The sequence below is a fragment of the Streptomyces sp. NPDC091292 genome, assembly GCF_044757265.1.
GTDB lineage: Bacteria > Actinomycetota > Actinomycetes > Streptomycetales > Streptomycetaceae > Streptomyces.
Genome location: NZ_JBIVUQ010000015.1, coordinates 121886 through 148141, shown reverse-complemented (window position 1 = coordinate 148141; position 26256 = coordinate 121886). Strand labels below are relative to the sequence as shown.

General features: G+C 72.6%; 24 protein-coding genes. 12 read left to right on the top strand and 12 right to left on the bottom strand.

The genetic code is table 11. The features are described from left to right. Nucleotides 1-296: 296 nt before the first annotated feature. Nucleotides 297-2144, top strand: a complete 1848-nt coding sequence (locus tag ACIQNU_RS31995) for a ricin-type beta-trefoil lectin domain protein (RefSeq protein ID WP_401373064.1) — start codon at nucleotides 297-299, stop codon at nucleotides 2142-2144. A 143-nt stretch (nucleotides 2145-2287) separates the two neighbouring features. Here ACIQNU_RS31995 and hutI read toward each other — a convergent pair whose 3' ends face one another. From hutI to hutU, 4 genes are read right to left on the bottom strand one after another with little or no spacing between them, the layout of a single operon-like run. Continuing rightward, nucleotides 2288-3463, bottom strand: coding sequence for an imidazolonepropionase (hutI, locus tag ACIQNU_RS31990; RefSeq protein ID WP_401373063.1), 1176 nt, complete (start codon nucleotides 3461-3463; stop codon nucleotides 2288-2290). Nucleotides 3464-3508: 45 nt separating this feature from the next. Further along, nucleotides 3509-4843, bottom strand: coding sequence for a formimidoylglutamate deiminase (locus ACIQNU_RS31985; protein WP_401373161.1), 1335 nt, complete (start codon nucleotides 4841-4843; stop codon nucleotides 3509-3511). Next, nucleotides 4840-6054, bottom strand: a complete 1215-nt coding sequence (locus ACIQNU_RS31980; RefSeq protein ID WP_401373061.1) for an allantoate amidohydrolase — start codon at nucleotides 6052-6054, stop codon at nucleotides 4840-4842. The genes ACIQNU_RS31985 and ACIQNU_RS31980 overlap by 4 nt, the downstream gene beginning before the upstream one ends. Nucleotides 6055-6059: 5 nt before the next feature. After that, the gene (gene hutU, locus ACIQNU_RS31975; protein WP_401373060.1) at nucleotides 6060-7721 is read right to left on the bottom strand and encodes a urocanate hydratase; all 1662 of its coding nucleotides are present in this window, start codon (nucleotides 7719-7721) and stop codon (nucleotides 6060-6062) included. Nucleotides 7722-7861: 140 nt separating this feature from the next. Between hutU and ACIQNU_RS31970 the strand changes: the two genes are divergently transcribed. From ACIQNU_RS31970 to ACIQNU_RS31950, 5 genes are all read left to right on the top strand, one after another. After that, nucleotides 7862-9232 carry a diaminopimelate decarboxylase gene (locus ACIQNU_RS31970; protein ID WP_401373058.1) on the top strand — a complete coding sequence of 457 codons (1371 nt, stop codon included), beginning with the start codon at nucleotides 7862-7864 and terminating at the stop codon, nucleotides 9230-9232. A 192-nt stretch (nucleotides 9233-9424) separates the two neighbouring features. Continuing rightward, nucleotides 9425-9841, top strand: a complete 417-nt coding sequence (locus ACIQNU_RS31965) for a hypothetical protein (RefSeq protein ID WP_401373057.1) — start codon at nucleotides 9425-9427, stop codon at nucleotides 9839-9841. A gap of 71 nt (nucleotides 9842-9912) precedes the next feature. Next, entirely contained in the window at nucleotides 9913-10680 is a 768-nt protein-coding gene (locus ACIQNU_RS31960; RefSeq protein WP_401373159.1) for a transcriptional regulator, read from the top strand. A 58-nt stretch (nucleotides 10681-10738) separates the two neighbouring features. Then, nucleotides 10739-11167: a roadblock/LC7 domain-containing protein gene (locus tag ACIQNU_RS31955; RefSeq protein WP_401373055.1), complete on the top strand. Its 429-nt coding sequence runs from the start codon at nucleotides 10739-10741 to the stop codon at nucleotides 11165-11167. Next, a complete protein-coding gene (locus tag ACIQNU_RS31950; protein ID WP_401373054.1) occupies nucleotides 11164-11538 on the top strand; it encodes a hypothetical protein in 375 nt (124 codons plus the stop codon). The genes ACIQNU_RS31955 and ACIQNU_RS31950 overlap by 4 nt, the downstream gene beginning before the upstream one ends. A gap of 20 nt (nucleotides 11539-11558) precedes the next feature. On the opposite strand, the gene ACIQNU_RS31945 is transcribed toward ACIQNU_RS31950, so the two are convergent. Then, on the bottom strand, nucleotides 11559-12137 hold the full coding sequence (locus tag ACIQNU_RS31945) for a hypothetical protein (protein WP_401373052.1): 579 nt from the start codon (nucleotides 12135-12137) through the stop codon (nucleotides 11559-11561). A gap of 137 nt (nucleotides 12138-12274) precedes the next feature. Continuing rightward, nucleotides 12275-13114 carry a MurR/RpiR family transcriptional regulator gene (locus tag ACIQNU_RS31940; RefSeq protein WP_401373050.1) on the bottom strand — a complete coding sequence of 280 codons (840 nt, stop codon included), beginning with the start codon at nucleotides 13112-13114 and terminating at the stop codon, nucleotides 12275-12277. Nucleotides 13115-13239: 125 nt separating this feature from the next. Here ACIQNU_RS31940 and ACIQNU_RS31935 point away from each other — a divergent pair, with 125 nt between their 5' ends. Beyond that, a complete protein-coding gene (locus tag ACIQNU_RS31935; RefSeq protein WP_401373048.1) occupies nucleotides 13240-13653 on the top strand; it encodes a hypothetical protein in 414 nt (137 codons plus the stop codon). Between the two features lie 131 nt (nucleotides 13654-13784). On the opposite strand, the gene ACIQNU_RS31930 is transcribed toward ACIQNU_RS31935, so the two are convergent. Then, on the bottom strand, nucleotides 13785-14069 hold the full coding sequence (locus ACIQNU_RS31930; protein ID WP_401373047.1) for a colicin immunity domain-containing protein: 285 nt from the start codon (nucleotides 14067-14069) through the stop codon (nucleotides 13785-13787). 436 nt (nucleotides 14070-14505) lie between these two features. Next, entirely contained in the window at nucleotides 14506-15894 is a 1389-nt protein-coding gene (locus tag ACIQNU_RS31925; protein ID WP_401373045.1) for a cystathionine beta-synthase, read from the bottom strand. Between the two features lie 178 nt (nucleotides 15895-16072). On the opposite strand from ACIQNU_RS31925, the gene ACIQNU_RS31920 reads away from it, so the two are divergent. The 3 genes from ACIQNU_RS31920 (at nucleotide 16073) to ACIQNU_RS31910 (ending at nucleotide 19766) form a co-directional block, all read left to right on the top strand. After that, complete coding sequence (locus ACIQNU_RS31920; protein ID WP_401373157.1) at nucleotides 16073-17209, top strand: SGNH/GDSL hydrolase family protein; 1137 nt, start codon at nucleotides 16073-16075, stop codon at nucleotides 17207-17209. A 150-nt stretch (nucleotides 17210-17359) separates the two neighbouring features. Continuing rightward, complete coding sequence (locus ACIQNU_RS31915; RefSeq protein WP_401373043.1) at nucleotides 17360-18580, top strand: acetyl-CoA C-acetyltransferase; 1221 nt, start codon at nucleotides 17360-17362, stop codon at nucleotides 18578-18580. 262 nt (nucleotides 18581-18842) lie between these two features. Beyond that, nucleotides 18843-19766: a hypothetical protein gene (locus ACIQNU_RS31910; protein ID WP_401373155.1), complete on the top strand. Its 924-nt coding sequence runs from the start codon at nucleotides 18843-18845 to the stop codon at nucleotides 19764-19766. A gap of 76 nt (nucleotides 19767-19842) precedes the next feature. Here ACIQNU_RS31910 and ACIQNU_RS31905 read toward each other — a convergent pair whose 3' ends face one another. Further along, complete coding sequence (locus tag ACIQNU_RS31905; protein ID WP_401373041.1) at nucleotides 19843-20154, bottom strand: hypothetical protein; 312 nt, start codon at nucleotides 20152-20154, stop codon at nucleotides 19843-19845. A gap of 101 nt (nucleotides 20155-20255) precedes the next feature. Between ACIQNU_RS31905 and ACIQNU_RS31900 the strand changes: the two genes are divergently transcribed. Beyond that, nucleotides 20256-20486 carry a DUF4287 domain-containing protein gene (locus tag ACIQNU_RS31900; protein ID WP_401373039.1) on the top strand — a complete coding sequence of 77 codons (231 nt, stop codon included), beginning with the start codon at nucleotides 20256-20258 and terminating at the stop codon, nucleotides 20484-20486. Nucleotides 20487-20630: 144 nt separating this feature from the next. Here the strand turns inward: ACIQNU_RS31900 and ACIQNU_RS31895 are convergent, their stop codons facing one another. The 3 genes from ACIQNU_RS31895 to ACIQNU_RS31885 all read right to left on the bottom strand — a co-directional run bounded on the left by ACIQNU_RS31895 (nucleotide 20631) and on the right by ACIQNU_RS31885 (nucleotide 24341). Continuing rightward, nucleotides 20631-21539 carry a Bax inhibitor-1/YccA family protein gene (locus ACIQNU_RS31895; RefSeq protein ID WP_401373037.1) on the bottom strand — a complete coding sequence of 303 codons (909 nt, stop codon included), beginning with the start codon at nucleotides 21537-21539 and terminating at the stop codon, nucleotides 20631-20633. Between the two features lie 181 nt (nucleotides 21540-21720). Beyond that, nucleotides 21721-23091: an MFS transporter gene (locus ACIQNU_RS31890; RefSeq protein ID WP_401373035.1), complete on the bottom strand. Its 1371-nt coding sequence runs from the start codon at nucleotides 23089-23091 to the stop codon at nucleotides 21721-21723. 53 nt (nucleotides 23092-23144) lie between these two features. Further along, entirely contained in the window at nucleotides 23145-24341 is a 1197-nt protein-coding gene (locus ACIQNU_RS31885) for a 4-hydroxybenzoate 3-monooxygenase (protein ID WP_401373034.1), read from the bottom strand. A 131-nt stretch (nucleotides 24342-24472) separates the two neighbouring features. On the opposite strand from ACIQNU_RS31885, the gene ACIQNU_RS31880 reads away from it, so the two are divergent. Further along, complete coding sequence (locus tag ACIQNU_RS31880; RefSeq protein WP_401373032.1) at nucleotides 24473-26188, top strand: IclR family transcriptional regulator C-terminal domain-containing protein; 1716 nt, start codon at nucleotides 24473-24475, stop codon at nucleotides 26186-26188. Nucleotides 26189-26256 lie beyond the last annotated feature (68 nt).

The following is a 26256-nucleotide window of genomic DNA, read 5'->3' as shown; positions in this document are numbered from 1 at the left end:
CTCGACCCAGCGGCGCGGGAGCGTTTCCCACCGACATCGAAGGCACGGTGTCCATGGAAGCGCTCCCGCAATCGCTTTCTGCCGAACTCCCTTTGACCCCACCCGCATTACCGCCGGAAACCCCTTTCCCGAACGCGCCTCTTCCATCACTATGGTCTCCCTCACATACCCCTTGGTATGTCGTTGAGCGGAGAAATGCCGGGCGGCCACGGCCACTTGGCCGAGGAGGTGTGCGGATGCCACGGCGCAGCCCGACGGACAGCGGCGCTGAGGCAGCGGAAGGTGTGCACGCCCGCGTGCCCGACACGCGCCTCACGGACCTCCTGCGCGCGGACACGGCCACCGCGTATCCGGCGCTGCGCGAACTGCGCCGCCGTCATCACGGGTCGGCGCTGGCGTACGCGCGGCTGTGCGGGACCGACGAGGCGGCGGCGAAACTGCTGACGGCGCAGGCGTTCGCGCTGGGTGCCAAGGACGTCAAACGCGGCGCCGATCCGGTGGGCGCCTGGCGGCACCATGTGATGCTCCTGGTGCGCAGGGTCGCCGCGTCCTGGCTCGGCGACGACCGGCGCGTACGGCTGCGGCCCGGCTTCGCCGACCTGCTCGCCGCCGAGGAGGCCGAGGCCGGGGACCTGCCCGCCTTCGCCCGCCCCCGGCCCGCCGAATCCCCGATGCTGGCCGCCTTCCACAGCCTCCCGGCGCGTACCCAGGGCGTGCTCTGGTACGGGCTCGTGGACGCCGAGCCCGACGCCGGCACGGCGCTCTTCCTCGGTATGAGGGAGGACGAGATCCCGTGGGCGAAGGGCGCGGCGGTGGAGGTTCTCGCGCGGGCGTTCCTCAAGGCACATCTGGCCCGGTACGGGGACGCGCGCTGCCAGGGCTTCCGGCGGCTGATCGAGGAGTCCGTCCGTCCCCGCGATCCCCGGCACAGCGGCGACCTGTTCCAGCACCTGGACGCGTGCCCGTGCTGCGGCCGGGCCCACGCGACGCTGCTCGCCCTGCGGGAGACGCCCCGGCCGGTACTGGCCGACGGGTTGCTGCCCTGGGACGGCGCCGCCTATGTGACGTCACGTCAAGATGTCGTACCCCCCGTGCCCCCCGTACCCCCCGTAGCCCCCGTGTCCCCGGGGGATATGTCGTCGGCTCGGCGGCGGCACGCGGCGGGCGGGCCGGAGCCCTCGCCCGCTCAGGAGAATCCGGACGGCCCGGACGGTGAGCCGACCGCCGTACTCCCGCCCGTCCCTCCCGTCCCGCACGCCCGCACGGGCGGTATGACCGGCGCGGCGGCGACCGTGACCGCGATGTCGGCGTTCGCGTCGGTGGCGTCGGACGTGTTCGGCCGCCGGGCGGGGGTGGGAGGGCGGGGTGCGACGGGGCGCGGAACGGGGGGCGGGGCTGCGCCTGACGGGGATCTGCTCGCGTGGCGCCCGTCGAAACGGTTCGTGCTGGTCGCGGTCGCGTTCGGCGTCGCTCTGACGCCGCTCCTCGTCGTCCTGCTCAGCGGAGGCTCCGACAGCGACGCGGCGAACGGCCCCGGGAGCCAGCCGCAGCCGCCCGCCCCGCCGCCCGTCACGGTGACCGCGACCATGACGACATCCCCGTCCCCGTCCGCCTCCCCCTCACCGTCGCCCTCCAAGTCCCCTTCCCCGACGCCGAGTTCGAATGCCCCGAAGCCACCCGCGCCCGAGCCGCCCCCGAAGAAGCCGTCGAAGGCGCCCTCGCCTCCGGGCACCGCGTTCACGCAGTTCGTCAACGCGGCCACCGGCCTCTGCCTGGACGTGGCGGACGGCGATTTCTTCAGCGGCAACGATGTCGTGATGGCGCGCTGCACGGCCACCGACACCCAGCGCTGGCGCATGGACCCCGCGCGCGGGACCGTGGAGTCCTGGGCGGACCGCGACTTCTGCCTGGACAGCCGGGGCGACACGGAACAGGGTGTCGGCATCTGGAGCTGCGCTTCGGTGCACAGCCGCAACGGCCGCAACCTCCAGTTCTTCATCGACGCCGAGGGCCGTGTCCGCCCCCAGATCGCCCTCGACCACGCGGTCACACCGCACTCGGGCGGTACGGGGGCCCGGCTCGGATTCGACCGCGTGGACGGTGGCCGGGAGCAGCGCTGGGTCGCGGGCGCCGCCCCGATTTGAAGGGACACCGATCACGGCGGCACCGATCACGGCGGCGGGGACCACGACCGTCACCGGGACGGTGACCACCACGGCGGCGGTCACGGCCGACGCTGACCGGCGACCGCCCCCTCAGCCGACGCCCCCGTAAGCCCACGACCCCCTCAGCCGGCCACCCGCGCCCCCCGCCGCCACACCTCGCTCACCAGCGGCACGCCGGGCCGGTAGGCGAGGTGCACATGGCTCGGGGCGTCGAGCACGGCCAGGTCGGCGTACGCGCCGGGGGTGAGCCGTCCGATGTCGGTGCGCCGCAGGGCCGCCGCGCCGCCCGCCGTGGCCGACCAGACCGCCTCGTCCGGGGTCATGCCCATGTCCCGTACGGCGAGGGCGATGCAGAAGGGCATGGACGAGGTGTACGAGGAGCCCGGGTTGCAGTCGGTGGACAGGGCGACGGTGGCGCCCGCGTCCAGGAGGCAGCGGGCGTCCGGCCAGGTGGCCTGGGTGGAGAACTCGGCGCCCGGCAGCAGCGTCGCGACGGTGGAGCCGTCGGCGAGCGCGGCCACGTCCTCGTCGGTGAGATGGGTGCAGTGGTCGGCGCTGGCGGCGCCGAGTTCGACGGCGAGCTGGACGCCGGGCCCGTAGGAGAGCTGGTTGGCGTGCACGCGCGCCTGGAGCCCCTTGGCGATGCCGGCCGCGAGGACGGCGCGCGCCTGGTCCCCGTCGAAGGCGCCCCGCTCGCAGAACACGTCGACCCAGCGGGCGTGCGGGGCGCAGGCGTCGAGCATGGGTCCGGTGACGAGGTCGACGTACGCGGCCGGGTCGTCGGCGTGTTCCGGCGGGACGATGTGGGCGCCGAGGTAGGTGACCTCATCGGTGTGCCGGGCGGCGATCCGCAGGGCGCGCACCTCGTCCTCGACGGTGAGCCCGTACCCCGACTTGGTCTCGAACGTCGTGGTCCCCTGCCGCAGCGCCTCCCGCAGATGCCGTACGAGCCCGGCCTCCAGCTCACTGTCGGAAGCGGCACGCGTGGCGGCGACGGTCGTCCGGATCCCCCCGGCGCTGTACGGGCGCCCGGACATCCGGGCGTTGAACTCCTCCGTACGGTCCCCCGCGAAGACGAGATGGGAGTGCGAGTCGACGAAGCCGGGCAGGGCACTGCGCCCGCCGACCCGGTGGACGGCGTCGGCCTCCGGGGCCTCCCGCGCTTCCCCCACCCACGCGACCCGCTCCCCCTCGATGACGACGGCGGCGTCCCGCAGGATCCCCAGCGGTCCCTCGCCCACCGCCGGATCGTTGGTGACGAGGGCGCTGATCTCGGTGATCAAGGTGGCGGTGCTCATGTGGTCCTTTCGGCTCGTCCGGCGCTCTCGGCCCAGGTGCCCGGCTCAGTCGTCGAGTGCCGTGATGGCTGCGGTCAGGGCTGTCGCGGGGTCGGGGACTGTGGTGTGGGTGCCGTCCTTGACCACTTGGCGGGCCGCCACCACCGTGTGGCGGATGTCCGCCGATGTGGCGGCGAAGACGGCCGCTTCCGCCGCCAGGCGGGGGGCCGGGCCCGCCGTGCGGACCGTGTCGAGGGCGACCGTGGTGAGGTCGGCCAGGGCGCCAGGGGTGAGCGCGCCGCCCTCCGGCCAGCCGAGGGCCGCGTAGCCGTCGGGGGACGCGGCGCGCAGCAGGGACGCGGCCGTCCAGTGGCCTCGGCGGTGGGTGCGGAGGCGTTCGTTCAGCTCCAGGGCCCGTGCCTCCTCCAGGACGTCGATCATGGCGTGGCTGTCGGTGCCGAGGGAGAGCGGGGAGCCGGCCGACTGGAGCGCGGGGGCCGGGCCGATGCCGTCGGCGAGGTCCCGTTCCGTGGTCGGGCACATGCAGGTGCCGGTGCCGGTTGTGCCGATGAGGTGGATGTCCGCGTCCGTGAGGTGGGTGTTGTGGACGCCGGTCGTGCGGGGGCCGAGGACGCCGTGGTCGGCGAGGAGGCGGGCCGGGGTGCGGCCGTGGGCGCGTGCGCACGCCTCGTTCTCGGCCGTCTGTTCGGAGAGGTGGACGTGGAGGGGTGCCTGGCGGGCCTCGGCCCATTGCGCGACGGTGCCCAACTGCCGTGCGGGGACGGCGCGTACGGAGTGGATCGCCGCGCCGATCCGGGCGTGCGGGGCGCCCTTGAGCGCCGATGCGCGCTCCGCCCAGGCGTCCGTGGTGCCGTCCGAGAAGCGGAGCTGATGGCGGCCCGGGGGTTCGCCGAAGCCCGAGGAGACGTACGCGGTGTCGAGGAGCGTGATGCGGATGCCCGCGTCGTCCGCCGCCGCGATCAGCGCCTCACCCATCGCGTTCGGGTCGGCGTAGCGGGCGCCGCCCGGGGCGTGGTGGAGGTAGTGGAACTCGCCGACGACGGTGATCCCGGCGAGCGCCATCTCCGCGTACACCGCCCGTGCGAGCTGGTGGTACGTGTCCGGAGTGAGCCGGTCCGCGACCGAGTACATGATCTCGCGCCAGGTCCAGAACGTGCCGCTGCCGACCTGGACCGTGCCACGCAGCGCCCGGTGGAAGGCGTGCGAATGGGTGTTCGCGAGGCCCGGCAGCGTCAGGCCGCGCAGGGGGACGGCCCCGCTGGGAGAAGTGGCCACATCCTTGCGGACCTCGGTGATGTGGCCATTTTCCGTGGTCACCAGTACCCCGGGCTCGACATGGGTGTCGAGCCAGGCGTACTCCAGCCAGTATGACGGGTTCAGCGGCACGCGAGACCTTCCAGGACGTCGGCGAGTGCGGTCACCCCGGCCAGGCAGTCGTCCTCGGCGGCGAATTCTGCCGGGGAGTGCGAGACGCCCGTCGGGTTGCGTACGAACAGCATGGCCGTCGGGACGCTGCCGGACAGGATTCCGGCGTCGTGTCCCGCACCCGTGCCGAGCACCGGCACCGGGGAGCCCGCGCGGCCCAGGACGCGGGCCAGCTCGTCCCGGAGCGCGTCCTCGAAGTCGACCACCGGCGTGAACGACTCGCGGGCGACGGCGAGTTCGATGCCGTACCGGTCCGCGTACGCCCCGGCGGCCTTCTCGACGGCGGTGACCACGGTGTCCAGGGCTGCCTGGTCGGCGGCGCGCGCGTCGAGCCAGCCCCGGACCAGGGACGGGATCGCGTTGACGCCGTTGGGCTCGACGGCGATCTTGCCGAAGGTGGCGACGGCGCCCGCGAGTTCGGCCTCCCGGCGGGCGGCGAGCACGGTCTCGGCGTACGACAGCATCGGGTCGCGCCGGTCGGCGAGGCGGGTGGTGCCCGCGTGGTTGGCCTCGCCCCGGAAGTCGAAGCGCCAGCGGCCGTGCGGCCAGATCGCGGACGCGATACCGATCCGGTCGCCGGTGAGGTCGAGGGCGCGGCCCTGCTCGACGTGGAGTTCCACGAAAGCGCCGATACGGGCCAGCCGCTCCGGGTCCGGGCCGATGGCCTCCGGATCGTGACCGGCCGCCTCCATCGCCTGCGGCAATGTGATCCCGTCCGCGTCGCGGAGCGCGTACGCCTTCTCGCGGGTGAGCTGCCCGGCCGTGAGGCGGGAGCCGACGCAGGCGAGGCCGAAGCGGGCGCCCTCCTCGTCACCGAAGTTGACGATGCCCAGCGGACGCGTGAACTCGGCCTGACGGGCGCGCAGTTCGTCGAGGGCGGCGAAGGCCGAGACGACACCGAGGGGCCCGTCGTACGCGCCGCCGTCCGGGACCGAGTCCAGGTGGGACCCGGTGACCACGGCGTCTCCCCGGGCCGGGTCGCCGTACCAGGCCCACTGATTGCCATTGCGGTCGACTTCGTACGCCAGCCCCCGGGCCTCGGCCTGCGCGCGGAACCAGGCGCGGCAGTCGGTGTCCGCGCCCGTCCAGGCGTACCGGCGGTATCCACCGCTCTCCGGGCTCCGCCCGATGGGCAGCAGCTCCGCCCACATCTCGTGAAACGTCACTCGGGTCACTCGGAACCCTCGCGCATCGGGACGCGGACGCCCTTGTCGGCCGCCACGGCTTCGGCGGTGTCGTACCCGGCGTCGACATGGCGGATGACGCCCATGCCGGGGTCGTTGGTCAGGACGCGGCGGATCTTCTCGCCCGCGAGCGGCGTGCCGTCGGCGACCGTGACCTGACCCGCGTGGATCGAGCGGCCCATGCCGACGCCGCCGCCGTGGTGGATGGAGACCCAGGACGCGCCGGACGCGACGTTCACCATGGCGTTCAGGAGGGGCCAGTCGGCGATGGCGTCGGAGCCGTCGAGCATGGCCTCGGTCTCGCGATACGGGGAGGCGACGGACCCGCAGTCCAGGTGGTCGCGGCCGATCGCCAGTGGCGCCGCCAGCTCGCCGCTCGCCACCATGTCGTTGAAGCGCTCGCCGGCGCGGTCCCGCTCGCCGTAGCCGAGCCAGCAGATACGGGCCGGCAGGCCCTGGAAGTGGACGCGCTCGCCGGCCAGCGTGATCCAGCGGCGCAGCGACTCGTTCTCCGGGAAGAGGTCGAGCATCGCCCGGTCCGTCTTGTGGATGTCGGACGCCTCGCCGGACAGCGCGGCCCAGCGGAAGGGGCCCTTGCCCTCGCAGAAGAGGGGGCGGATGTAGGCGGGGACGAAGCCGGGGAAGGCGAACGCCCGCTCATAGCCCGCGAGTTGCGCCTCTCCTCGGATCGAGTTGCCGTAGTCGAAGACCTCGGCGCCCGCGTCCTGGAAGCCGACCATCGCCTCGACGTGCCGCGCCATCGACTCCCGGGCGCGCAGCGTGAAGTCGGCGGGCTTCTCGGCGGCGTACGCGGCCATGTCGGCGAAGTCGACGCCGGACGGGAGGTAGGCGAGGGGGTCGTGCGCGGAGGTCTGGTCGGTGACGATGTCGATGGGCGCGCCCTCGGCGAGGAGGCGGGGCAGCAGGTCGGCGGCGTTGCCGAGCAGGCCGATGGAGAGAGGCTTGCGGCGGTCGCGGGCGTCGACGGCGAGCTGGAGCGCGTGCTCGGGCGAGTCCGCCTTGACGTCGAGGTACCGGTGCTCGATCCGGCGCTCGATGGCGCGCGGGTCGCAGTCGATACAGATCACGACGCCGTCGTTCATGGTGACGGCGAGCGGCTGGGCGCCGCCCATGCCGCCCAGCCCGGCGGTCAGCGTGATCGTTCCGGCGAGGGTGCCGCCGAACTTCTTGGCGGCGACGGCGGCGAACGTCTCGTAGGTGCCCTGGAGGATGCCCTGGGTGCCGATGTAGATCCAGGAACCGGCGGTCATCTGCCCGTACATGGTGAGACCGAGCGCTTCGAGGCGGCGGAACTCCTCCCAGTTCGCCCAGTCGCCGACCAGGTTGGAGTTGGCGAGCAGCACGCGCGGCGCCCACTCGTGGGTCTGCATCACACCGACCGGGCGCCCGGACTGGACGAGCATCGTCTCGTCCTGCTTGAGGGTGCGCAGGGTGCGGACCATCGCGTCGAAGGACCGCCAGTCGCGGGCCGCCTTGCCGGTGCCGCCGTAGACGACGAGCTGGTCGGGGTGTTCGGCGACCTCCGGGTCGAGGTTGTTCTGGAGCATCCGCAGCGCGGCCTCCTGCTGCCATCCCAGGGCGCTCAGTTCCGTACCGCGTGGTGCTCGTACGGGGCGGGGTCCTGACATGGTCTGCCTCCTCGCGGGTACTGCAACGGTGATCCAACAATTATTCAGCTCGCCTATTCACATCCTGAACTGCTGAATAGAACTAGTCAATAGCGGGAGTGGCCCCGCGCCCGCGCGCGTCGGGTGCTTGGCTGGATCACATGACTGACGGCGGAGCACCACACACGACGACGCGCCGCGACGAGGCCGTACGGAGCGCGGTGGAACAGGGCCTGGTCGGGCCCGGGACCCCCATCATCGGACTGCTCGACGTGGCCGGCATCCGGGAGGGCGCCGCCGCGCTGCGGGCCGCCTTCGACGCGGTCACGGCGCCCGGTACGCCGGTCCTGCACGCGTTCGCCGTGAAGGCCGCGCCGCTCGTGCCGGTCCTGCGGCTGCTGCGTACGGAGGGCATCGGCGCCGAGGTGGCAAGCCCCGGCGAACTGGCGCTGGCCCGCGCCGCCGGCGTGCGCGCCGACCACACCGTCCTGGACTCCCCCGCCAAGACCCCCGCCGAACTCCGCGAAGCCCTCGCCCTGGGGATCGCGGTCAACGCGGACAACCCGCAGGAACTGGCCCGTATCGACGCGCTGGTGGCCTCCGCGCCGACCCGCTCCCCGCTCGGCCTGCGGGTCAATCCGCAGGTCGGCGGCGGGTCCATCGGGGCGTTGTCGACGGCCACACCGACGTCGAAGTTCGGGGTCGCGCTGCGCGACGAAGGGGCGCGCGAGTGGGTCGTACGCGCCTATCGGGAGCGGCCGTGGCTGACCCGGCTGCACGCCCACTCCGGTTCGCAGGGGATGCCGCTCGGCCTGATGGCGCGGGGCATCGAGGAGACGTACGCGCTGGCCGAGGAGGTCAACGCGCGCCTGGGGCGCCGGCAGATCGACACCGTCGACATCGGCGGCGGACTCCCGGTCAACTTCACGTCCGACGAGCAGACCCCGACGTACGCGGCGTACGCGCGGCTGCTCGCGGAGCGGGTGCCGGGGCTGTTCGACGGGCGGTACGGGCTCGTCACCGAGTTCGGCCGCTCGCTCCTCGCCAAGCACGGCACGGTCCTGGCCCGCGTCGAGTACACGAAGTCCTCCGGCGGGCGCCGCATCGCGGTCACCCACGCGGGCGTCCAGATCGCCGCCCGCACGGTGTACGCGCCGGACGCCTGGCCGCTGCGGATCGCCGCGTACGACGCGAAGGGGCTGCCCAAGTCGGGCCCCGAGGTCGCCCAGGACGTGGCGGGACCGGCCTGCTTCGCGGGCGACCTCCTGGCCGAGAACCGCTCCCTGCCCCCGCTCGACCAGGGCGACTACGCGGCGGCGCTCGACACCGGGGCCTATTACTTCGCGCATCACTACGCGTACAACTCGCTGGCGCGGCCTGCCGTGTACGGGTTCGCCGGGGGCGTGGCGGGGGGCGGACGCGGGGTGCGGTTCGCGTTGGTGCGGGCGGCGCAGACGGTCGAGGAGATCGTGGCGGAGTCGGGCGGCGCCCAGGTGGATGCGTTGACGAACGCGTTGACCAACGGGGTCTGACCCGTACCCGAAACGATCCGAAACGGTCGCCTTCCGCCCGGAATACAACATTCCACGGTCGCGATCCCTCAGTCGCGGGCATGTTCCTCTGGAAAATGCCAGAGGCCCCGGAAACACCGTGTGCGTTGCGTAGCGTCCCCGTCACCGGGGCGGGTCACCGCCTCCGGACGCGCCCATGGGGAGGGGAGCCGCGTGCCCGGAATCGACGAGTGCCTGCTGGAGGCGATGACGCTGCCCGGTGCGCGGGGAGCGGCGATCGTCGACTGGACCAGCGGGCTCGCGCTCGGATCGGTCGGCGATCCGGCGGGCGGCGACCATGAGACGACCGCCGCCGAGACCGCCGAGATGGCGCGGGCGGCGGCGGAGTTCGCGGTGTTCGCACCGGACCCGGCCGAGCCTGGCGGGACCAGCGCCGCAGGCTCCCCCGAGGGCCCCGCCGTGGAGGACCTGATGGTCGCCACCCGTACCGCCTTCCACCTGATGCACTTCGTGGAGACGACCTTCGACAGCAGCGCCTTCCTCTACCTCTGGCTGGACCGGAGGACCGGCAATCTGGCCCTGGCCCGGATGCGCCTGCGCGACCTGTCCGTACGGCTGGTCCTCGGGTGAGCGGCGGCATACCGGCCTCCACGGATCCGGCGGCCCCGTCGGCCCCGTCGGAGAAGTCGGCCGTCTCCCCGATGCTGCTGCGCCTGGCCCGCGAACGCGCCACCGGCGCCCTCATCCGCGACCAGGGCACCCTCTACCTCGCCGACGGCCGGATCGTGCACGCCGAAAGCCCCGCAGCGCCCGGCCTCGACATCCTCCTGATCCGCGGCGGCACCCTGCCCCCCGAAGGCTGGTGGGACGCCGTCGCGCAGGCCGGTGCGCGCAACGCCGTCGGCCGGCACCTCGTCGACAGCGGGCACCTCGCCGAGGGCGCCTTGCAGATGTGCCATCTCGGCGCCCTGTTCGACGCCGCGTACTTCGTGCTCGGGCCGACCTCGGGGCCGACCAGGTTCCGGTACGGGGTCGCGCACTGGCTCGGCCGGGTCCAGCAGGTCGACGCGGGCGCCGTGGACCGGGAGTCCCGGCGGCGGCGGGCCCTGCTCGACGGGGTGTGGCCGGGCGCCGGCCTGGACACCGCGCCCGTGGTGCCGCGCCCGCCCGCGCCGGGGCGGCCGGTCGGCGAGCGGCTGCGGGCGGTTCTGCGCCTCGCGGACGGGGTCCGTACGCCGTCGGCCATCGCGTGGGAGCTGGGGCGGCCCGCGTTCCACACCCTGATCGAGGTACGGCGGCTGGCCGCGGCGGGACTGGTCGAGACGGAGACCGCCGGGACTCAGGAGGGGCCGGGAGCCGTCCCGCCCTGGGCCACGGACGTCGGAAAGGAACTCGGCACCGACCTGTACGCCGACCCGGACGTCGCCCTCCTGCGCCGGCTCCGTGACGCCCTGGAGGCCGCGCTGTGAACGGGCCGGTGTCATGAAGCGGTTCGCACTGTGGCAGCGCGCCGAGAGGAGACAACGGATGGCCGCCGAAGCGGAGGTACTCGCCGAACTGAAGCGCCTGCGGGCCAGGATCCCGCAGCTCACGGGCGCCCTCGTGGCCAGTGTCGACGGGCTCGTCCTCGTACAGGACACCGGCGACGTCGAACCCGAGGGGCTGGCGGCGCTGACCGCCGCCGCCCTGGGCGTGTCCCTGCGGCTGACCGGGGCGGCGGGCCACGGCACGTTCCGCGAGCTGCTGATCCGTGGCTCCGGCGGCTATGTCGCGACGTACGCGGCCGGCTCGTCGGCCGTCCTCACCCTGCTGGCCGAGCCCCGCGTGAACGTGGGCCGGCTGCATCTGGAGGCCCGCCGCGCGGGCACCCTCGTCGGCGGGCTGATCGACCCGGCCGCCGACCACGATCACCTTCACGACCGAACAGCACACACCAAGGGAGCGGAGAAGTCATGACGAACACCGAGACCAGCCTGAAGGACGCGTCCACCTCGATAGAAGGGGTCATCGGAATCGCCCTGGTCGACTACACGAGCGGAATGGCGCTCGGCACGCTCGGCGGCAGCAAGGACCTGGACCTCACGATCGCCGCCGCGGCCAACACGGACGTGGTCCGCGCCAAGCTCCGCGCCATGGAACTCCTCGGTATCAAGGACGAGATCGAGGACATCCTGATCACGCTGGGGGACCAGTACCACCTGATCCGCATGCTCAAGGGCCGCGGCCACAGCGGCCTGTTCCTCTACCTCGCCCTCGACAAGACCCGCGCGAACCTGGCCATGGCCCGCCACCAACTCCGCCGGATCGAGGCCGACTTGGAGGTCTAGGCGGCCGAGGGCAGGTCGGGTCAGACGGTGGCCTTGCGACGGGAGCCGCCCGGCGTGGCGTCCCCCGCGGACGTCCCCGTCGTGCGGTACCCCTTCACCGGCTTCCCCACCGGCCCGCCGCCCCGGCCGTTCAGCCAGTCGACGCGCACCCACAGCAACGCCTCGTCGGACCGCTCGCGGCGGCCGAGCCACGCCGACTTCAGGCGCAGGCCCGCCCCGGCACCGGCGCACACCATGCCCAGCGTCGCGGGCGCCGCGAAGGAGCTGCCGACGGCCGCGAGGAGTGCGAGCAGCAGCCACCACCGGTGCCCGCGCCGCCAGGCGCGGGTGGTGACGGCCCGGTCCTGGAGGATGTCGTGCCGGCCGGCCCGCGCGGCGCCCTTGGCCAGCGCCGCGTACGGCTTGCGCCGCCCGTACGCCACGACCGCCGCCACCACGAGGAACAGCGCGGCCCCGGCGAGCACTCCTATCCGGCGCCCGGTGAACCCGGGCACCAGGACGCCGATCCCGGCGCCGAACACGCCGACCCACCACAGGGGCGCCGCCCCCGCCCGTACGACCACCGCCACCCGAGCCAGCCCCTGTCCTCCGCGCGACATGTCCCTCTCCTCCTCAGCACATCGCCTCCACCGCTGCCGGATCCGGCACGCTAGCGCCATTTTCTGAGGAGCCGATGAGGACGGACAAGGAGTTGTCCGGAGCGCGTGGGATCACTTCACCAAGTCACTCCACCAAGTCACTCCACGAACAAGCCCCGCGCCGCCGCCCCGGCGTCGAACTCCTCCAGGCGTGCCTGCGCGTCCGGCAGGTCGTCGCACATCGCCTCCAGGAGCACTCGTCCGAGCAGCATCGGCGCGCACGCCGTGTCGAAGGCGAGGCCCGTGCCGACGGCGGCGGGCAGCAGCAGGTCGGACACCTTCGCGACGGGCGCGAACGCGCTGTCGGCGACGGTGACGACGGTCAGTCCGGCCTCCCGCGCGTGCACCAGCGCGTCCACGACCTCGCGGGGGTGGCGCGGCAGCGCGAAGCAGAGCAGCGCGCCCGCCCCGGCGCGCGCCGCCGCGTCGATCCGGTCGGCGAGCATCGTGCCGCCCTCGTCGAGGAGGCGGACATCGGGGTGGACCTTGGCGGCGAAGTACGCGAAGCCGTACGCCTGCGAAGCCGCCGCGCGCAGGCCGAGCACCGGCAGCGGACGCGAGGCGGCGAGCAGCCGGCCCGCGCGCCGCACGGGCCCGGGGTCGGCGAGGAGGTCGGCGAGGTGCCGGAGGTTCTCGATCTCGGCGTCCACGGCCTGCTGGTACTCGTTGCGCTCGGCCGTGCCGTCGTCCGGTACGTCGAGGGGCGCGACCTCGCGCAGATGGCGGCGCAGCGCCGGGTACCCGTCGAAGCCGAGCGCCACCGCGAAGCGCGTGACGGAGGGCTGGCTGACCCCGGCGAGTTCGGCCAGCTCGACGCTGGACAGGAACGGCACGTCGGCGGCCCGCCGCACCATGCTGTGCGCGATACGCCGCTGGGTGGGGGTCAGCCGGTGCCCCTCGAAGAGCTGCTGCAGCCGTGCGGCCGGACTGTCGGTCATGGCGGCCCACCTTATTCAGGTTCACCGTACTCTGCATGACGATATGCAGGACCGGCACCGGTCCGCGCGGAAAAGGGGGGCTAACCCCACTGTGCGGACGCGAGGGGCTTCGTACCGTGGACGGCATGGAGCACCGTGACGCCGAACTCAAGAAGGAACTCGACGCCACCCTGCATGCTCGCAGGGATCTGGGCGAGGAGTACGACTCGGCGCTGGTCGACTCGTTCCTGGAGAAGGTCGAGCAGCGTGTGGACGGGGCGGTGGACCGCCGGGTGCGGCGCCAGCTCGCCGAGCAGCAGATGGTCGTCGCCCGAGGGGCCCGCAGTCCGCAGAGCCCGGACTCATGGGGCGAGCGCTTCGGCTTCGGCATGGTGTCGCTGATCCTGGCGATCCCACTGTCGGCGATCGGCGCGGTCAATGCGGGCATCCCGGGTCTGTTGATCACCTGGGTGGGCATCGTGGGCGTCAACGCAGTCCACGCCTGGCACGGCTTCCCCCGCTTCCTCCGCAGGGAGAAGGACTCGGACTGGGAGGAGTAGGGGGACCACAGGTAGAGGGACTGATACCCCGCGGGACTGATGACCTGCGGGACTGATGATCCGCTGGCGGCTGGTGTGTGTGCTGGTCAGGATGCTTGCTCACGATTCGCCATCTCGAAGCGCCCGTTTGGTCACGTCGCTCCGGAGGCGGCCAGAAAGGTCTTCGCGCCGTCGAGCAGTTCGGTCTCCGTCACGTCACCGGGATCCCGCGCGGTGACATCCGCCACGAAGTCCTCGACAACGTAGAAGAGTTCGTTGAGGACAGCGAATTCCTCGTCCGAGATGTCCCGCAGACGACGGAACTCCTCCCAGAACCTCGACTCGAACTCCCGCGCGTCGATCCGTCCGGAGACGAAGAGTTCGGCCATGGTCACGTAGGGCGCCAGCGCCCGCGACGGCTCGGCTTCGCGTCCCATCACGGGCTCCCCTCGGGTGATGACTCCTCTGAACCTCACCTGACCACGCGCTGCTTCAGGGCCCCAGGTGCTGATCCAGCGGGTCGGACAGCGGCGCCGATCAGGGAGCCGATCGCGCCGATTCAGCAAGTGCCGGGGACCGGAGCACCGGTGACGAAGATATGCGCGGGGACCGCCGCACCCCCGTGAACGGGGGGCGGGACGACGGCGGTCCCCGCGAGGGGCGCGGGCCGGGTCAGGCCGGCCGCGCCAGGCGTCCATGGAGGTCCGGGAGCCGCTCCGGAGGTCCTTGGCGCCGTCTTCGTCGACCGGGGCGGGGAGCCGCTCCCGCCCCTGTCGACATCCACTAATCTGCCGGACCCGTGTTAAGCCGGTGCTGCGCGGACGTGACGTGCTCGTACCACTTCGAGGAACCTCTCCCCCCTCCGAGAAGGCGTTACTGCTTCTCGCCGCGTGCCAGGAAGGAGAGCAGGTCCTGGCGGCTGACCACCCCGGTCGGCTTGCCCTCGACCAGCACGATCGCCGCGTCCGCCTTGCCGAGCACCGACATCAGGTCGGCGACCGGCTCCCCGGAGCCGACCTGCGGCAGCGGCGGCGACATGTGCTTGTCCAGCGGGTCGGTCAGTGAGGCGCGCTGGGCGAACAGGGCGTCCAGCAGCTCCCGCTCGACCACGGAGCCGATGACCTCGGCGGCCATCACATCGGGGTGCCCGGCGCCCGGCTTGACGATCGGCATCTGCGAGACGCCGTACTCGCGCAGCACCTCGATGGCCTGCCCGACGGTCTCGTCCGGGTGCATGTGGACGAGCGAGGGCAGGCCGCCCTCCTTGTCGCGCAGGACGTCACCGACGCGCGCGGACGGCCCGGTGTCCGCCAGGAAGCCGTAGTCGGCCATCCACTCGTCGTTGAAGATCTTGGAGAGATAGCCGCGCCCGCTGTCCGGGAGCAGGACGACCACCACGTCGTCGGGGCCGAGCCGCTCGGCGACGCGCAGCGCGGCCACCACCGCCATCCCGCAGGAGCCGCCGACGAGCAGCCCCTCCTCCTTGGCGAGCCGGCGCGTCATCTGGAAGGAGTCCTTGTCGGACACGGCGACGATCTCGTCCGCGACCGTACGGTCATAGGCGGTGGGCCAGAAGTCCTCACCGACGCCCTCGACCAGGTACGGGCGTCCGGAGCCGCCGGAGTAGACGGAGCCCTCGGGGTCCGCGCCGATCACCTGGACGCGGCCTTCGCTGACGTCCTTGAGGTAGCGGCCGGTGCCGGAGATGGTGCCGCCGGTGCCGACGCCCGCGACGAAATGGGTGATCTTCCCCTCGGTCTGGTCCCACAGCTCGGGGCCGGTCGAGTGGTAGTGCGAGAGCGGGTTGTGCGGGTTGCTGTACTGGTCGGGCTTCCACGCGCCGGGCGTCTCGCGGACCAGCCGGTCGGAGACGTTGTAGTAGGAGTCCGGGTGCTCCGGGTCGACGGCCGTGGGGCAGACGACGACATCGGCACCGTACGCGCGCAGCACGTTGATCTTGTCCGTGGACACCTTGTCCGGGCAGACGAAGATGCAGTGATAGCCCTTCTGCTGGGCCACGATCGCCAGGCCGACGCCGGTGTTTCCGCTGGTCGGCTCGACAATGGTGCCGCCCGGCTTGAGCGCGCCGCTCTGTTCGGCCGCCTCGATCATGCGCACCGCGATGCGGTCCTTCACGGAGCCGCCGGGGTTGAAGTACTCGACCTTGGCCAGGACCGTCGCCCGGATGTCGCCGGTGACGTGGTTGAGCCGTACCAGCGGGGTGTTGCCGACGAGGCTGATCATCGAGTCGTGGAATCGCACCGTTGTCTCCGGGCTGCAAGAAGGCTTCAAGGATGGGTGCCGTCAGCCTAAGGCCACGGTCCGAGACCCCGCTCCGAAGCCTGTTCACTCTCCGGTGCGATTGGCCGACCGCCCGGACGGGGCAAGGAGTGGGTGTACGGCTCGAAGGAGGTGGCTGCGACGCATGTCGAGGGCGAGGGTGGCACGGCGGATCGCCGCGGGCGCGGCGTACGGCGGAAGCGGGATCGGTCTGCTGGGCGTGGCGGCGGTGGGCGTTCTGGTGGCCGAGGTGCAGTTGGCGAAACGGCAGGTGGGCAACCACGGGAACGGCGGGGGTGCGCCGCCGCCCCGCGCCGACGGCCTCTACGGAGCGGGGTTCGCGGGGCGTACGGGCCGCGGGCCGGGTGGCGGTAAGGGCGGCGGCGGTACGGGCGGTACGGAGCCGCTGCGTTTCGTGATGCTCGGGGACTCGACGGCGGCCGGACAGGGGGTCCGCAGGGCCCGCCAGACACCGGGCGCGCTGCTCGCGTCGGGCCTCGCGGCAGTCGCGGAGCGCCCGGTGGAGCTGCGGAACGTGGCGTTGCCGGGCGCCCGCTCGGACGACCTGGAACGCCAGGTGGGCGTGGTGATCGCGGACACCTCATGGGTACCGGACGTCTGCGTGATCATGATCGGCGCGAACGACGTGACGCACCGGATGCCGGCCACCGAGTCGGTGCGCTGCCTGTCGGCGGCCGTGCGGCGGCTGCGCACGGCGGGCGCGGAGGTCGTCGTGGGTACGTGTCCGGACCTCGGCACGATCGAGCCGGTGTACCAGCCGCTGAGCTGGCTGGCCCGCCGGGCCTCGCGGCAGCTCGCGGCGGCGCAGACGATCGGCGCCGTGGAGCAGGGCGGCCGTACGGTGTCGCTGGGCGACCTGCTCGGCCCCGAGTTCGCGGCGAACCCCCGGGAGCTGTTCGGCCCCGACAACTACCACCCGTCGGCCGAGGGGTACGCGACGGCGGCGATGGCGGTCCTGCCCACACTCTGCGCGTCCCTGGGCCTGTGGCCGGAGGAGGAGCGGCCCGACGTCTCCCGGGACGAGGGCTTCCTGCCGGTGGCCCGAGCGGCGGTACGGGCGGCGGCGGAGGGCGGCACGGAGGTGACGGCGGCGATGCCGAGCGGTCCCCGAGGTCCCTGGGCCCTCCTGAAGCGGAGGCGGAGGCGTCGGATCCACGAATCGCCGCAGCAGGCCCCCGAGGACACCCCGGCACCGGACACTCCGGCACCGGGCACCCCGGACGCGGACTCCCGCCCCACCGGACAGGCACAACGAGGCGGCCTCCCCGTAGACTGAGACCTGGACTGAGCAAGCGCTTGGACAAGTGCGGTGGGCATCACACTCCCACCCCGGTGACCAGAACGGTACGGGCCGATAACTTCCCGTAAGGACCCGTAAGAACCCGCAAGGACACCGGTCAAGCCCCCTGCCAAGGAGCCGTCGAACATGCCCGAAGCCGTGATCGTCTCCGCCGCCCGCTCCCCCATCGGCCGCGCCTTCAAGGGCTCCCTCAAGGACCTGCGCCCCGACGACCTCACCGCCACGATCATCCGGACCGCGCTGGCCAAGGTCCCGGAGCTGGATCCGCAGGACATCGACGACCTGATGCTCGGCTGCGGCCTCCCCGGCGGCGAGCAGGGCAACAACCTGGGCCGGATCGTCGCCGTACAGATGGGCATGGACCAGCTCCCGGGCTGTACGGTCACCCGCTACTGCTCCTCCTCGCTCCAGACGAGCCGTATGGCCCTGCACGCGATCAAGGCGGGCGAGGGCGACGTCTTCATCTCCGCGGGCGTCGAGATGGTGTCCCGCTTCGTGAAGGGCAACTCCGACAGCCTGCCCGACACGCACAACCCGCTGTTCGCCGACGCCGAGGCCCGTACGGCGGCCGTCGCCGGGTCGGCCGGCGCCTCCTGGCACGACCCGCGCGAGGACGGCCTGGTCCCGGACGCGTACATCGCGATGGGCCAGACCGCCGAGAACCTGGCCCGGCTCAAGGGCGTCACGCGCCAGGACATGGACGAGTTCGGCGTACGGTCGCAGAACCTCGCCGAAGCGGCCATCGCGAAAGGTTTCTGGGAGCGCGAGATCACCCCGGTGACCACACCGGACGGCACGGTCGTCAGCACGGACGACGGTCCGCGCGCGGGCGTCACGCTGGAGGGCGTCGAGGGCCTGAAGCCGGCGTTCCGCCCGGACGGCCTGGTCACGGCGGGCAACTGCTGCCCGCTGAACGACGGCGCCGCCGCGCTGGTCATCATGAGCGACACCAAGGCCCGCGAGCTGGGCCTGACCCCGCTCGCGCGGATCGTGTCCACCGGCGTCTCGGGCCTCTCCCCGGAGATCATGGGCCTGGGCCCGGTCGAGGCGTCGAAGCAGGCGCTCGGGCGCGCCGGCCTCGGTATCGGCGACATCGATCTGGTCGAGATCAACGAGGCGTTCGCCGCCCAGGTCATCCCCTCCTACCGTGAGCTGGGCGTCGACCTGGACCGGCTGAACGTCAACGGCGGCGCCATCGCCGTCGGACACCCCTTCGGCATGACCGGCGCCCGGATCACCGGCACGCTGATCAACAGCCTCCAGTTCCACGACAAGCAGTTCGGCCTGGAGACCATGTGCGTCGGCGGCGGCCAGGGCATGGCCATGGTCATCGAACGCCTCAGCTGACCCCCTACGCCGTGCCGGCGCGGCCCCGCGCGGGCGTACGCGCCCCCGGCGCACGGGCCGATTCGTGACCCAATCTCCCCCAGGATGTGATCTATCTCCTGGGGGAGTTCATTTGCGCAGGTCACACGTGAATCCGGAGTAAACACCGGACCGAAAGAACTACCCAAATCGTGACGTAAGGCACTGACAGGATGAGAGGCCAGGCTTCAAGCTGAGGTAGTAGTCGGGGGTCGACTGACACGGGAGTACATCAGTGAGCGCCATGCCCCTAGCCCTGTTGCTCTCCACGGCCGCCGCCACGGCCGTGGGCGCCGCCGCCCTGCATGCCGTGCACGGACTGCGTCGGCAGATCACCGCACTCCGTACGGAGCTGGCGGAACGCCATGCGCCGATGGAGGCGCGCGCGGTCGTGCCGGCCGCCCGTACGGGTCCGGACACCGAGGAGATACGCGCGGCCGTCGCGGAGGCCCTGGCCGACGAGCGGGAGCGCGAGATGGCCGAGGCCCGCGCGTTCTGGGCCGCCCAGGAGGCGCGCGACGCCTCGGACGCGCCGTCGCTGCTCGGACTGCCGCTGCCGTCGGACGAGCTGTATCTGCCGCGCCAGGCCGATTTCGTCGGCCTCCAGCCGCTGACCGAGCCGGGCCCGGACCTCGACGAGGGCGACGCTCTCGCCGAGTACCCGGAGGCCGCCGACGCCGTCGAGTACACCGGTGTGACCGGCGTGACCGGGGTCGCCGAGGCCGTGGAGTCCACCGCCCTGGACGGCGGGTACGCGGGTGACTCGCCGGAGCTGGCCGCGGCCCGCCGCCGCCACCCCTCGCACCCGGACTTCGTCCCGGTCCCCTCCCAGTCGCAGTCGCACGCGCCCGAGCGGTCCCCGATCAGCGGCGACCACGAGCGCACGGTGCTGTGTCTGGAGGAGCTGGCCGCGACCCGCGCGGCGCTCGCCGACGTACGGCCGGGCCCGCTCGGCACGCTCGACGTCTACGTCTTCGAGGACGGCACCACCCTGTGCATGACGCCGGGGCACCGCGAGACCGCGGAGCGCCTCGCCGGGGCCCTGCGCGCCGGCGACGCCCCCGTCCTGCTCGGCGGCTCAGGAATCTCGGGCGCCTACGCGCTCACCTTCTCCTGCGGCGCCGACAGCGTGTACGTCCTCGCGGACCGCGTCATAGCCTCCATCTGACCCGGACCGCACCACCGTACGAACAGGCGACACCGCACGGACGACACCGCACAGGCGACCCTCGCGCGCCGGGGATTCACACCCCGGCGCGTTTCTGTGCCTCCTCCACAAGGAGCACCGCTTCCGTGAGCTGGGCGGGATCCGTCAGCGCGACGGCCAGATCGTGGCCCGCGACGGTGATCTGGTCTGCGGCGGCGAACATGCCCGCGTCCGGCATCTCGTGCGGCGGCGCGTCCGGGTTCTCCAACCGCTGGGCGCGGGTGGCGAGTTCCCTGGCCAGGGCGAGCGCCTCGGCCGCCGCGCCTCGCTGGAGCCGGCTCTGCGGCGCGGCCCGCAAATGGTCGGCGAATCGGTCCACGGCGGCGGTGAGGGGGGTCGTATCAAGCACGCCGTGACCCTATGCGTCGGACCCGGACTGTTGCCAACACCCGAACGCTCAGGCACGGTGGCGTGAAGGACGGACCACATCGAACGCGTCCGGAGGCGCCGATGTCCCAAGTCTTCTCCGCGGAGACCCATCGAAATCTGCTCGCCCGCATCCCGCACTGCACCGGTCGTGAGATCTCCGACTGGCTGCGCACCGTCGACGAAGGCCCCTCTCTCTTCCGCTTCGAGGAGAAGGTCAGCTGGCTACGCGGCGAGCACGACCTCGCGTACGGCCACGCCAAGGCGATCATTCACGAGTACGACCTGAGGAGGGCCGCGCGCAAACTGCTCTGAGCAGCGCGCACCACACCCGCGAAAGCCACCACCAGGACCGCAGAAGGCCACGAGACCCCGTGAACCACGAGAGACACGGAAGGGCCCGCGAACCGAGGAGACGGTTCGCGGGCCCTTCCGCGTCAGTGGGTCAGTGACCCGCGATCAGTCGTTGCCCTGGAGGATCGCGATCAGCCGCAGGAACTCCAGGTAGATCCAGACGAGGGTGAGCGTCAGGCCGAACGCGGCGAGCCACGCCTCCTCACGCGGCGCGCCATAGGCGACGCCGTCCTCGATCTGCTTGAAGTCCAGCGCCAGGAAGCACGCCCCGAGGAGCACACCGATGATGCCGAACACGATGCCGAGGCCGCCGCTGCGGAAGCCGAGGCCGTCGCCGCCGCCGAAGACGGAGAACAGCAGGTTCACCATCATCAGCAGGACGAAGCCCATGGCCGCGGCCATCACGAAGCCGTAGAACCTGCGGTTGACGCGGATCCAGCCCGCTTTGTACGCCACCAGGACGGCCACGAAGACCGCCATGGTGCCGATGACGGCCTGCATCGCCGCGCCGCTCGCGATGCGGTTGTCCACGACGCTGGAGACGACGCCGAGGAAGACACCTTCCAGGGCGGCGTACGACACGATCAGCGCAGGGGACGCCTTGCGCTTGAAGGACTGGACGAGCCCCAGGACCATCGCGATCAGCGCGGCGCCGATCCCGATGCCGTACGAACGGCCGATGTTCGCGTCGTCCACCGGCAGCAGCGCCCAGGCGAGCGCGGCCGTCACGACGAGGATGCCGAGCGTGGTGGCGGTGCGCATGATGACGTCGTCCATCGTCATGCGTCCGGTGGTGGCGGGCGCCTGCGGCGGCGCTCCGTACTGAAGGTCCTGCTGCGCGTACGGGTTGGTGGGCGCGGTGGGCGCCGTCGCGTACGGGTTCCCCGTGGCGTACGGGTTGGCCTGCGTACCGACGGCGGTGGGTCCCCCGGCCTGCGGCGCGGCGTTGAAGCCCGCATAACCGTTGTCGCGGCTGAACCCCCGTCGCGAGAAGACCGGGTTACTGCTCCTCATTGCACTCCTCCATGGCCACCCTTTGTGGCACTTGGGTCCAAGAGTAATGGCCGGGCAAAGACCTGAGCCTAGTGCTCAGGGAGGATCTTTCCCCATCCGTTACAGGCAACGCCCGGCGGACGCCGGGCGTTCCCCGCTCTTTTCCCCGGTATTCGCGGGATTTAACGGATCAGCTGGCGGATCAGCTCGCCAACGCCGTCGACCCCGCGCCCGGCTCCGCGCCCGGCGCCACCTCGCGCCGGCTACGCCGGACGAGCGGCACCAGAGTGATCGCGACGGCGCCCAGGACGGCGGCGACGGCGAAGGTGGTGAAGCCGAGGCCCGCGTTGCCGCCCGCGATGACGGCGCCGCCGAGGGTGGGTCCGACGACCGCGCCGGTACGGCCGACGCCTGTGACCCAGCCGAGCCCGGTGGCGCGCTCGCCCGGCGCGTAGACCCGGGCGGTGGCCGCGTAGACCATGACCTGGGCGCTGAACAGCCAGACGCCGGTGAGGAAGACCACCGTGTAGGCGACGCCGAGGGGCAGGTGGGCGCGGAGCAGGAAGGTGCCCGCGGCGGTGAGGACGAACCAGATCGCGGAGACCTTGACCGGCCCGAACCGGTCGGCGGTGCGGCCCGCGACGAGCATGCCGACGATGCCGCCCGCGTTGATCACCATGAGGAAGGTGACGGAGGAGGAGAGCGAGTAGCCGGAGGCGCGCATCAGTTCGGGCAGCCAGGTGGAGACGCCGTAGACGAGGAGCAGCCCCGCGAAGGACGCGATCCACAGCAGCGGGGTCGCCCAGCGGGTGCCCGGCGCGAACAGGGCGCCGATCGCGGCGAGCCGGCCCTTGGCACCGGCCTCGGGCGCCTCGGCGGGCACCGGGCGGTCCAAGCGATAACGGTCGGCGGTCGCGTACGCCTCCTCGACGCGGCCCTTGGCGAACAGGACGCCCGGGGACTCCGGCAGCCACTTCACGACGAGCGGCACCGCGATGACGGCGGGCAGCACGCCCGCCCAGAACACCCAGCGCCACCCGTGGTCGGGCGCGACGGCCAGGCCGATGCCCGTGGCCGCCATGCCGCCCGCGTGGTACGAGGTCATCATCAGGCCGGTGGCGAGGGCGGCCCGGCGCGGCGGCGCGAACTCGGCGACGATCGCCAGACCGATCGGCATCAGACCGCCGAGGCCCAGACCTGAGACGAAGCGTCCCGCGCCGAACAGGGCGGCGCCCGGCGCGAGGGCGCACAGCGCGGAGCCGAGCGAGAACAGGACGACGCTTCCGGTGACCAGCGGTTTGCGGCCCAGCCAGTCGGTGAGGGTGCCGGCGGTGAGCGCGCCGATCAGCATGCCGAAGGTGGTCCAGCTCCCGATGGTGCCGGCCAGACCGGGGCTGAAGCCGAGGTCGGGGTCGTCGAGGAGGTGCGGCATGACGGCGCCGTAGATGTTGACGTCCATCCCGTCGAAGAAGACGGCGACCCAGCACAGGGCCATCACGAGCGCGACCGCCCGGAAGGAGCGTTCCGGGCGGGTTGAGGGTTCTGCCGAGCGGGTGGGGGGTTCAGCGGTCACGGTTCTCTCACTTCGTCGTGGGGGAAGTCGCGGGGGAAGGGGACGTGCGCCGGTCAGGCTTCGGGGAGGTCGAGGTCGAGCGGGAAGCCGGTGTAGGACTCCGCGAGGTCGGCCTCGGCGGACCGGGAACTGGTGATCCGGTCGAGGCTCGCGCGCTGGATGCGGTCGTCGAAGAGGGTGGCGCCGTCGGGGCGGTGCAGCATCGTCGTCATCGCGTACGAGAACCGCTCGGCCTGCCAGACGCGGCGCAGACAGGTCGCGGAGTACGCGTCGAGGGGCCCGGTGTCGCCGGTGTCGCGCCGGTGGATCAGGGCGCGGGCGAAGGTGACGACGTCGCCGACGGCGAGGTTGAGGCCCTTGGCGCCGGTGGGCGGCACGATGTGGGCGGCGTCCCCGGCGAGGAAGAGCCGCCCGTGCCGCATCGGCTCATGGACGTAACTGCGCATCGGGGTGACGGATTTGGCGGTGACCGGGCCGCGCCGCAGGGTCCAGTCGTCGTCGGTCTCCAGGCGGAGTTCCAGTTCGTCCCAGATCTCCTCGTCGCTCCAGTCGGCGGCGTCGGTGCCCTCGGGGACCTGGAGGTAGAGCCGGGAGACGACGGGTGAGCGCATGCTGAGCAGGGCGAAACCGCGGTCGTGGCGGGCGTAGACGAGTTCGTCGTGCGAGGGCGGTACGTCGGCGAGGATGCCGAGCCAGCCGAAGGGGTACGTGCGCTCGAAGACGCGGGACAGGGTGGTGGGGACGGCGGTGCGGGAGACGCCCCAGAAGCCGTCGCAGCCGACGACGTAGTCGCAGTCGAGGACGTCCTGGGTACCGTCCGCTTGCCGGAAGACGATGCGGGGGTGGTCGGATTCCGCGCCCGTGACCTCCAGGGCCTCCGTCTCGAAGAGCAGCGGGCCGCCGTCCTTGAGCTGGAGCGCGATGAGGTCCTTCACGACCTCGGTCTGGGCGTAGACCATCACGGACCGGCCGCCGGTGAGTGCGGGGAAGTCGACGCGGTGCCTGCGGCGGTCGAAGCGCAGTTCGATGCCGTCGTGGGGCAGCCCCTCGCGGTCCATGCGCTCGCCCGCGCCTGCCGCGCGCAGCACGTCGACGGTGCCCTGTTCGAGGATGCCGGCGCGCTGGCGGTGTTCGACGTAGGAGCGGTCGCGTGATTCGAGGACGACGGAGTCGATGCCCGCGTTGTGCAGCAGCCGGGCGAGGAGGAGTCCGGCGGGACCGGCCCCGATGATGCCCACGGTGGTACGCATGGAGTAGCCTCTTGTTCGCCTGTTCGCCTGATGAACTTTTGTTCATAATGTGCTCAGCGGGAGTGTCTGCCCAGTCCGGGCCGCTGTCAACGGTCCCGGCACGGCCCGCCGGACGAAATCGAGGGAGCGCCATGCCTGAAGCGGCGACGGAATCGGGGGCGGAGTCGGGGGCGGAGTCGGGGGCGGAGTCGGCGGCCGACACCGGTCGGGGGGCGGAATCGGTCCGTCCCCTTGAGCGGGGGCTCGCCGTCCTGCGCGCGCTGGCGTCGGCGCCCGCCGCCGAGCGGACCCGGGCCGGAGACCTGGTCCGTACGACAGGGCTCGCGCGGTCCACGGTCGACCGGGTGGTGGCGACCCTGCACCACCTCGGCCTGGTACGCCGCCAGGGCCAGGAGCTGTCGCTGACGCCCCGCCTGATGGAGCTGGGCAACGCCTACTTGGCGGCGAGCGGCCCGCTGGACGAGGTCGCCGCGCGGACCGCCCGGCTCGCCGACGAGTTGGACGAGTCGGTGTCCCTCGCGGTGCCGGACGGCGACGGGGTCCGGTTCGTGGCGCAGGCCACGCGGCGCCGCGCGATGTCGGTGGCGTTCCATGTGGGCGACCTGCTGCCGGCGGAACGGTGCGCTCCGGGCGCGCTGTTCGCGGCGGACTGGTCGCCGGAGCGGTGGGACGCGTGGCGGGCCCGCCGCCTCGCCGACCCGCTGAACACGGGGTTCCCCGTGGTGCCGCCACGCGAGATCCGGGAGTCCGACTTCACGGCCCGGGTCACCGGCGCGGCCGAGACGGGCCACGCCGTGGACGACCAACTGATCGAACCGGGCCTGGTCGCGGTCGCGGTCCCGGTCCGCACGCCGGACGGCCGCCCGCCGGCCGCCCTCAGCGCGGTCAGCCATACGAGCCGCCACAGCGCGGCGGACCTGGCGGATCTGGTGCTGGGGAGGCTGCGGGCGGAGGCGGGCGAACTGGGGAAGCTGTTCGCGGGGGTCGGAGGGGGCGCGGAGGGCTCCCAGGACCCGGACCACCACGGGGGTGCCGTCACCCGTGACGCCAAGGCCGAACTCGGCCCCGAGTTCCTCCAGTCACTCGCGCGCGGGCTCGCCGTCCTGCGCGCGCTGGGCGCCGCCCGGGGCGACGGGCTGCCGCTCACCGCGCTCGCCGACGCGACCGGGCTCCCGCGCGCGACGGCACGCCGCTGTCTGCTGACCCTCGAACAGGAGGGCTACGCGACCCACACCGGCCGCCTCTTCCGGCCACTCCCCCGCGTCCTGGAACTGGGCTACGCCCGCCTCTCCCGCCTCCCCTTCACCGAACTCGCCGAACCACACCTGCGGGACCTGGTCGAGGAGGTGCACGAGTCGACGTCCGTGACGGTCCTGGACGGTACGGACATCCGGTACGTGGCGCGCGTACCGACCGTACGGATCATGAGCGTGCACATCGCGCCCGGCACCCGCTTCCCCGCGTACGCGACCGCGATGGGCCGCGTCCTGCTGGCGGACCTGCCCGCCGGGGAGCGGGACGCGCTGCTCGCGGCGAGCGCTCCCCGGCCGCTGACCCGGCACACGCTGACCTCGCCGGGGGCCCTGGCGCGCGCGGTCGAAGCGGCGGCGCGCCAGGGGTACGCCACGATCGACGAGGAGTTGGAGGAGGGGCTGCGCTCGGTCGCGGTCCCGCTGCGGGACGCCCGGGGCCGGGTCGTCGCCGCCCTGAACGTCGCCCAGCACTCCGGTACGACACCTCTGACCACCACCCGGGACCGGCTGCTCCCGGCGCTGCGGCGGACGGCGGCGGCCATCGAGCGCGATCTGCACACGGCGTCCCGCTTCAGCGAGTTCCGGGTGTCCTGACCTGCTCCCTCCGGGCGACAGCCTCGCCGTGGTCAGCGATCGGGCCGTCGGGCGGCGGGCACGCTGTG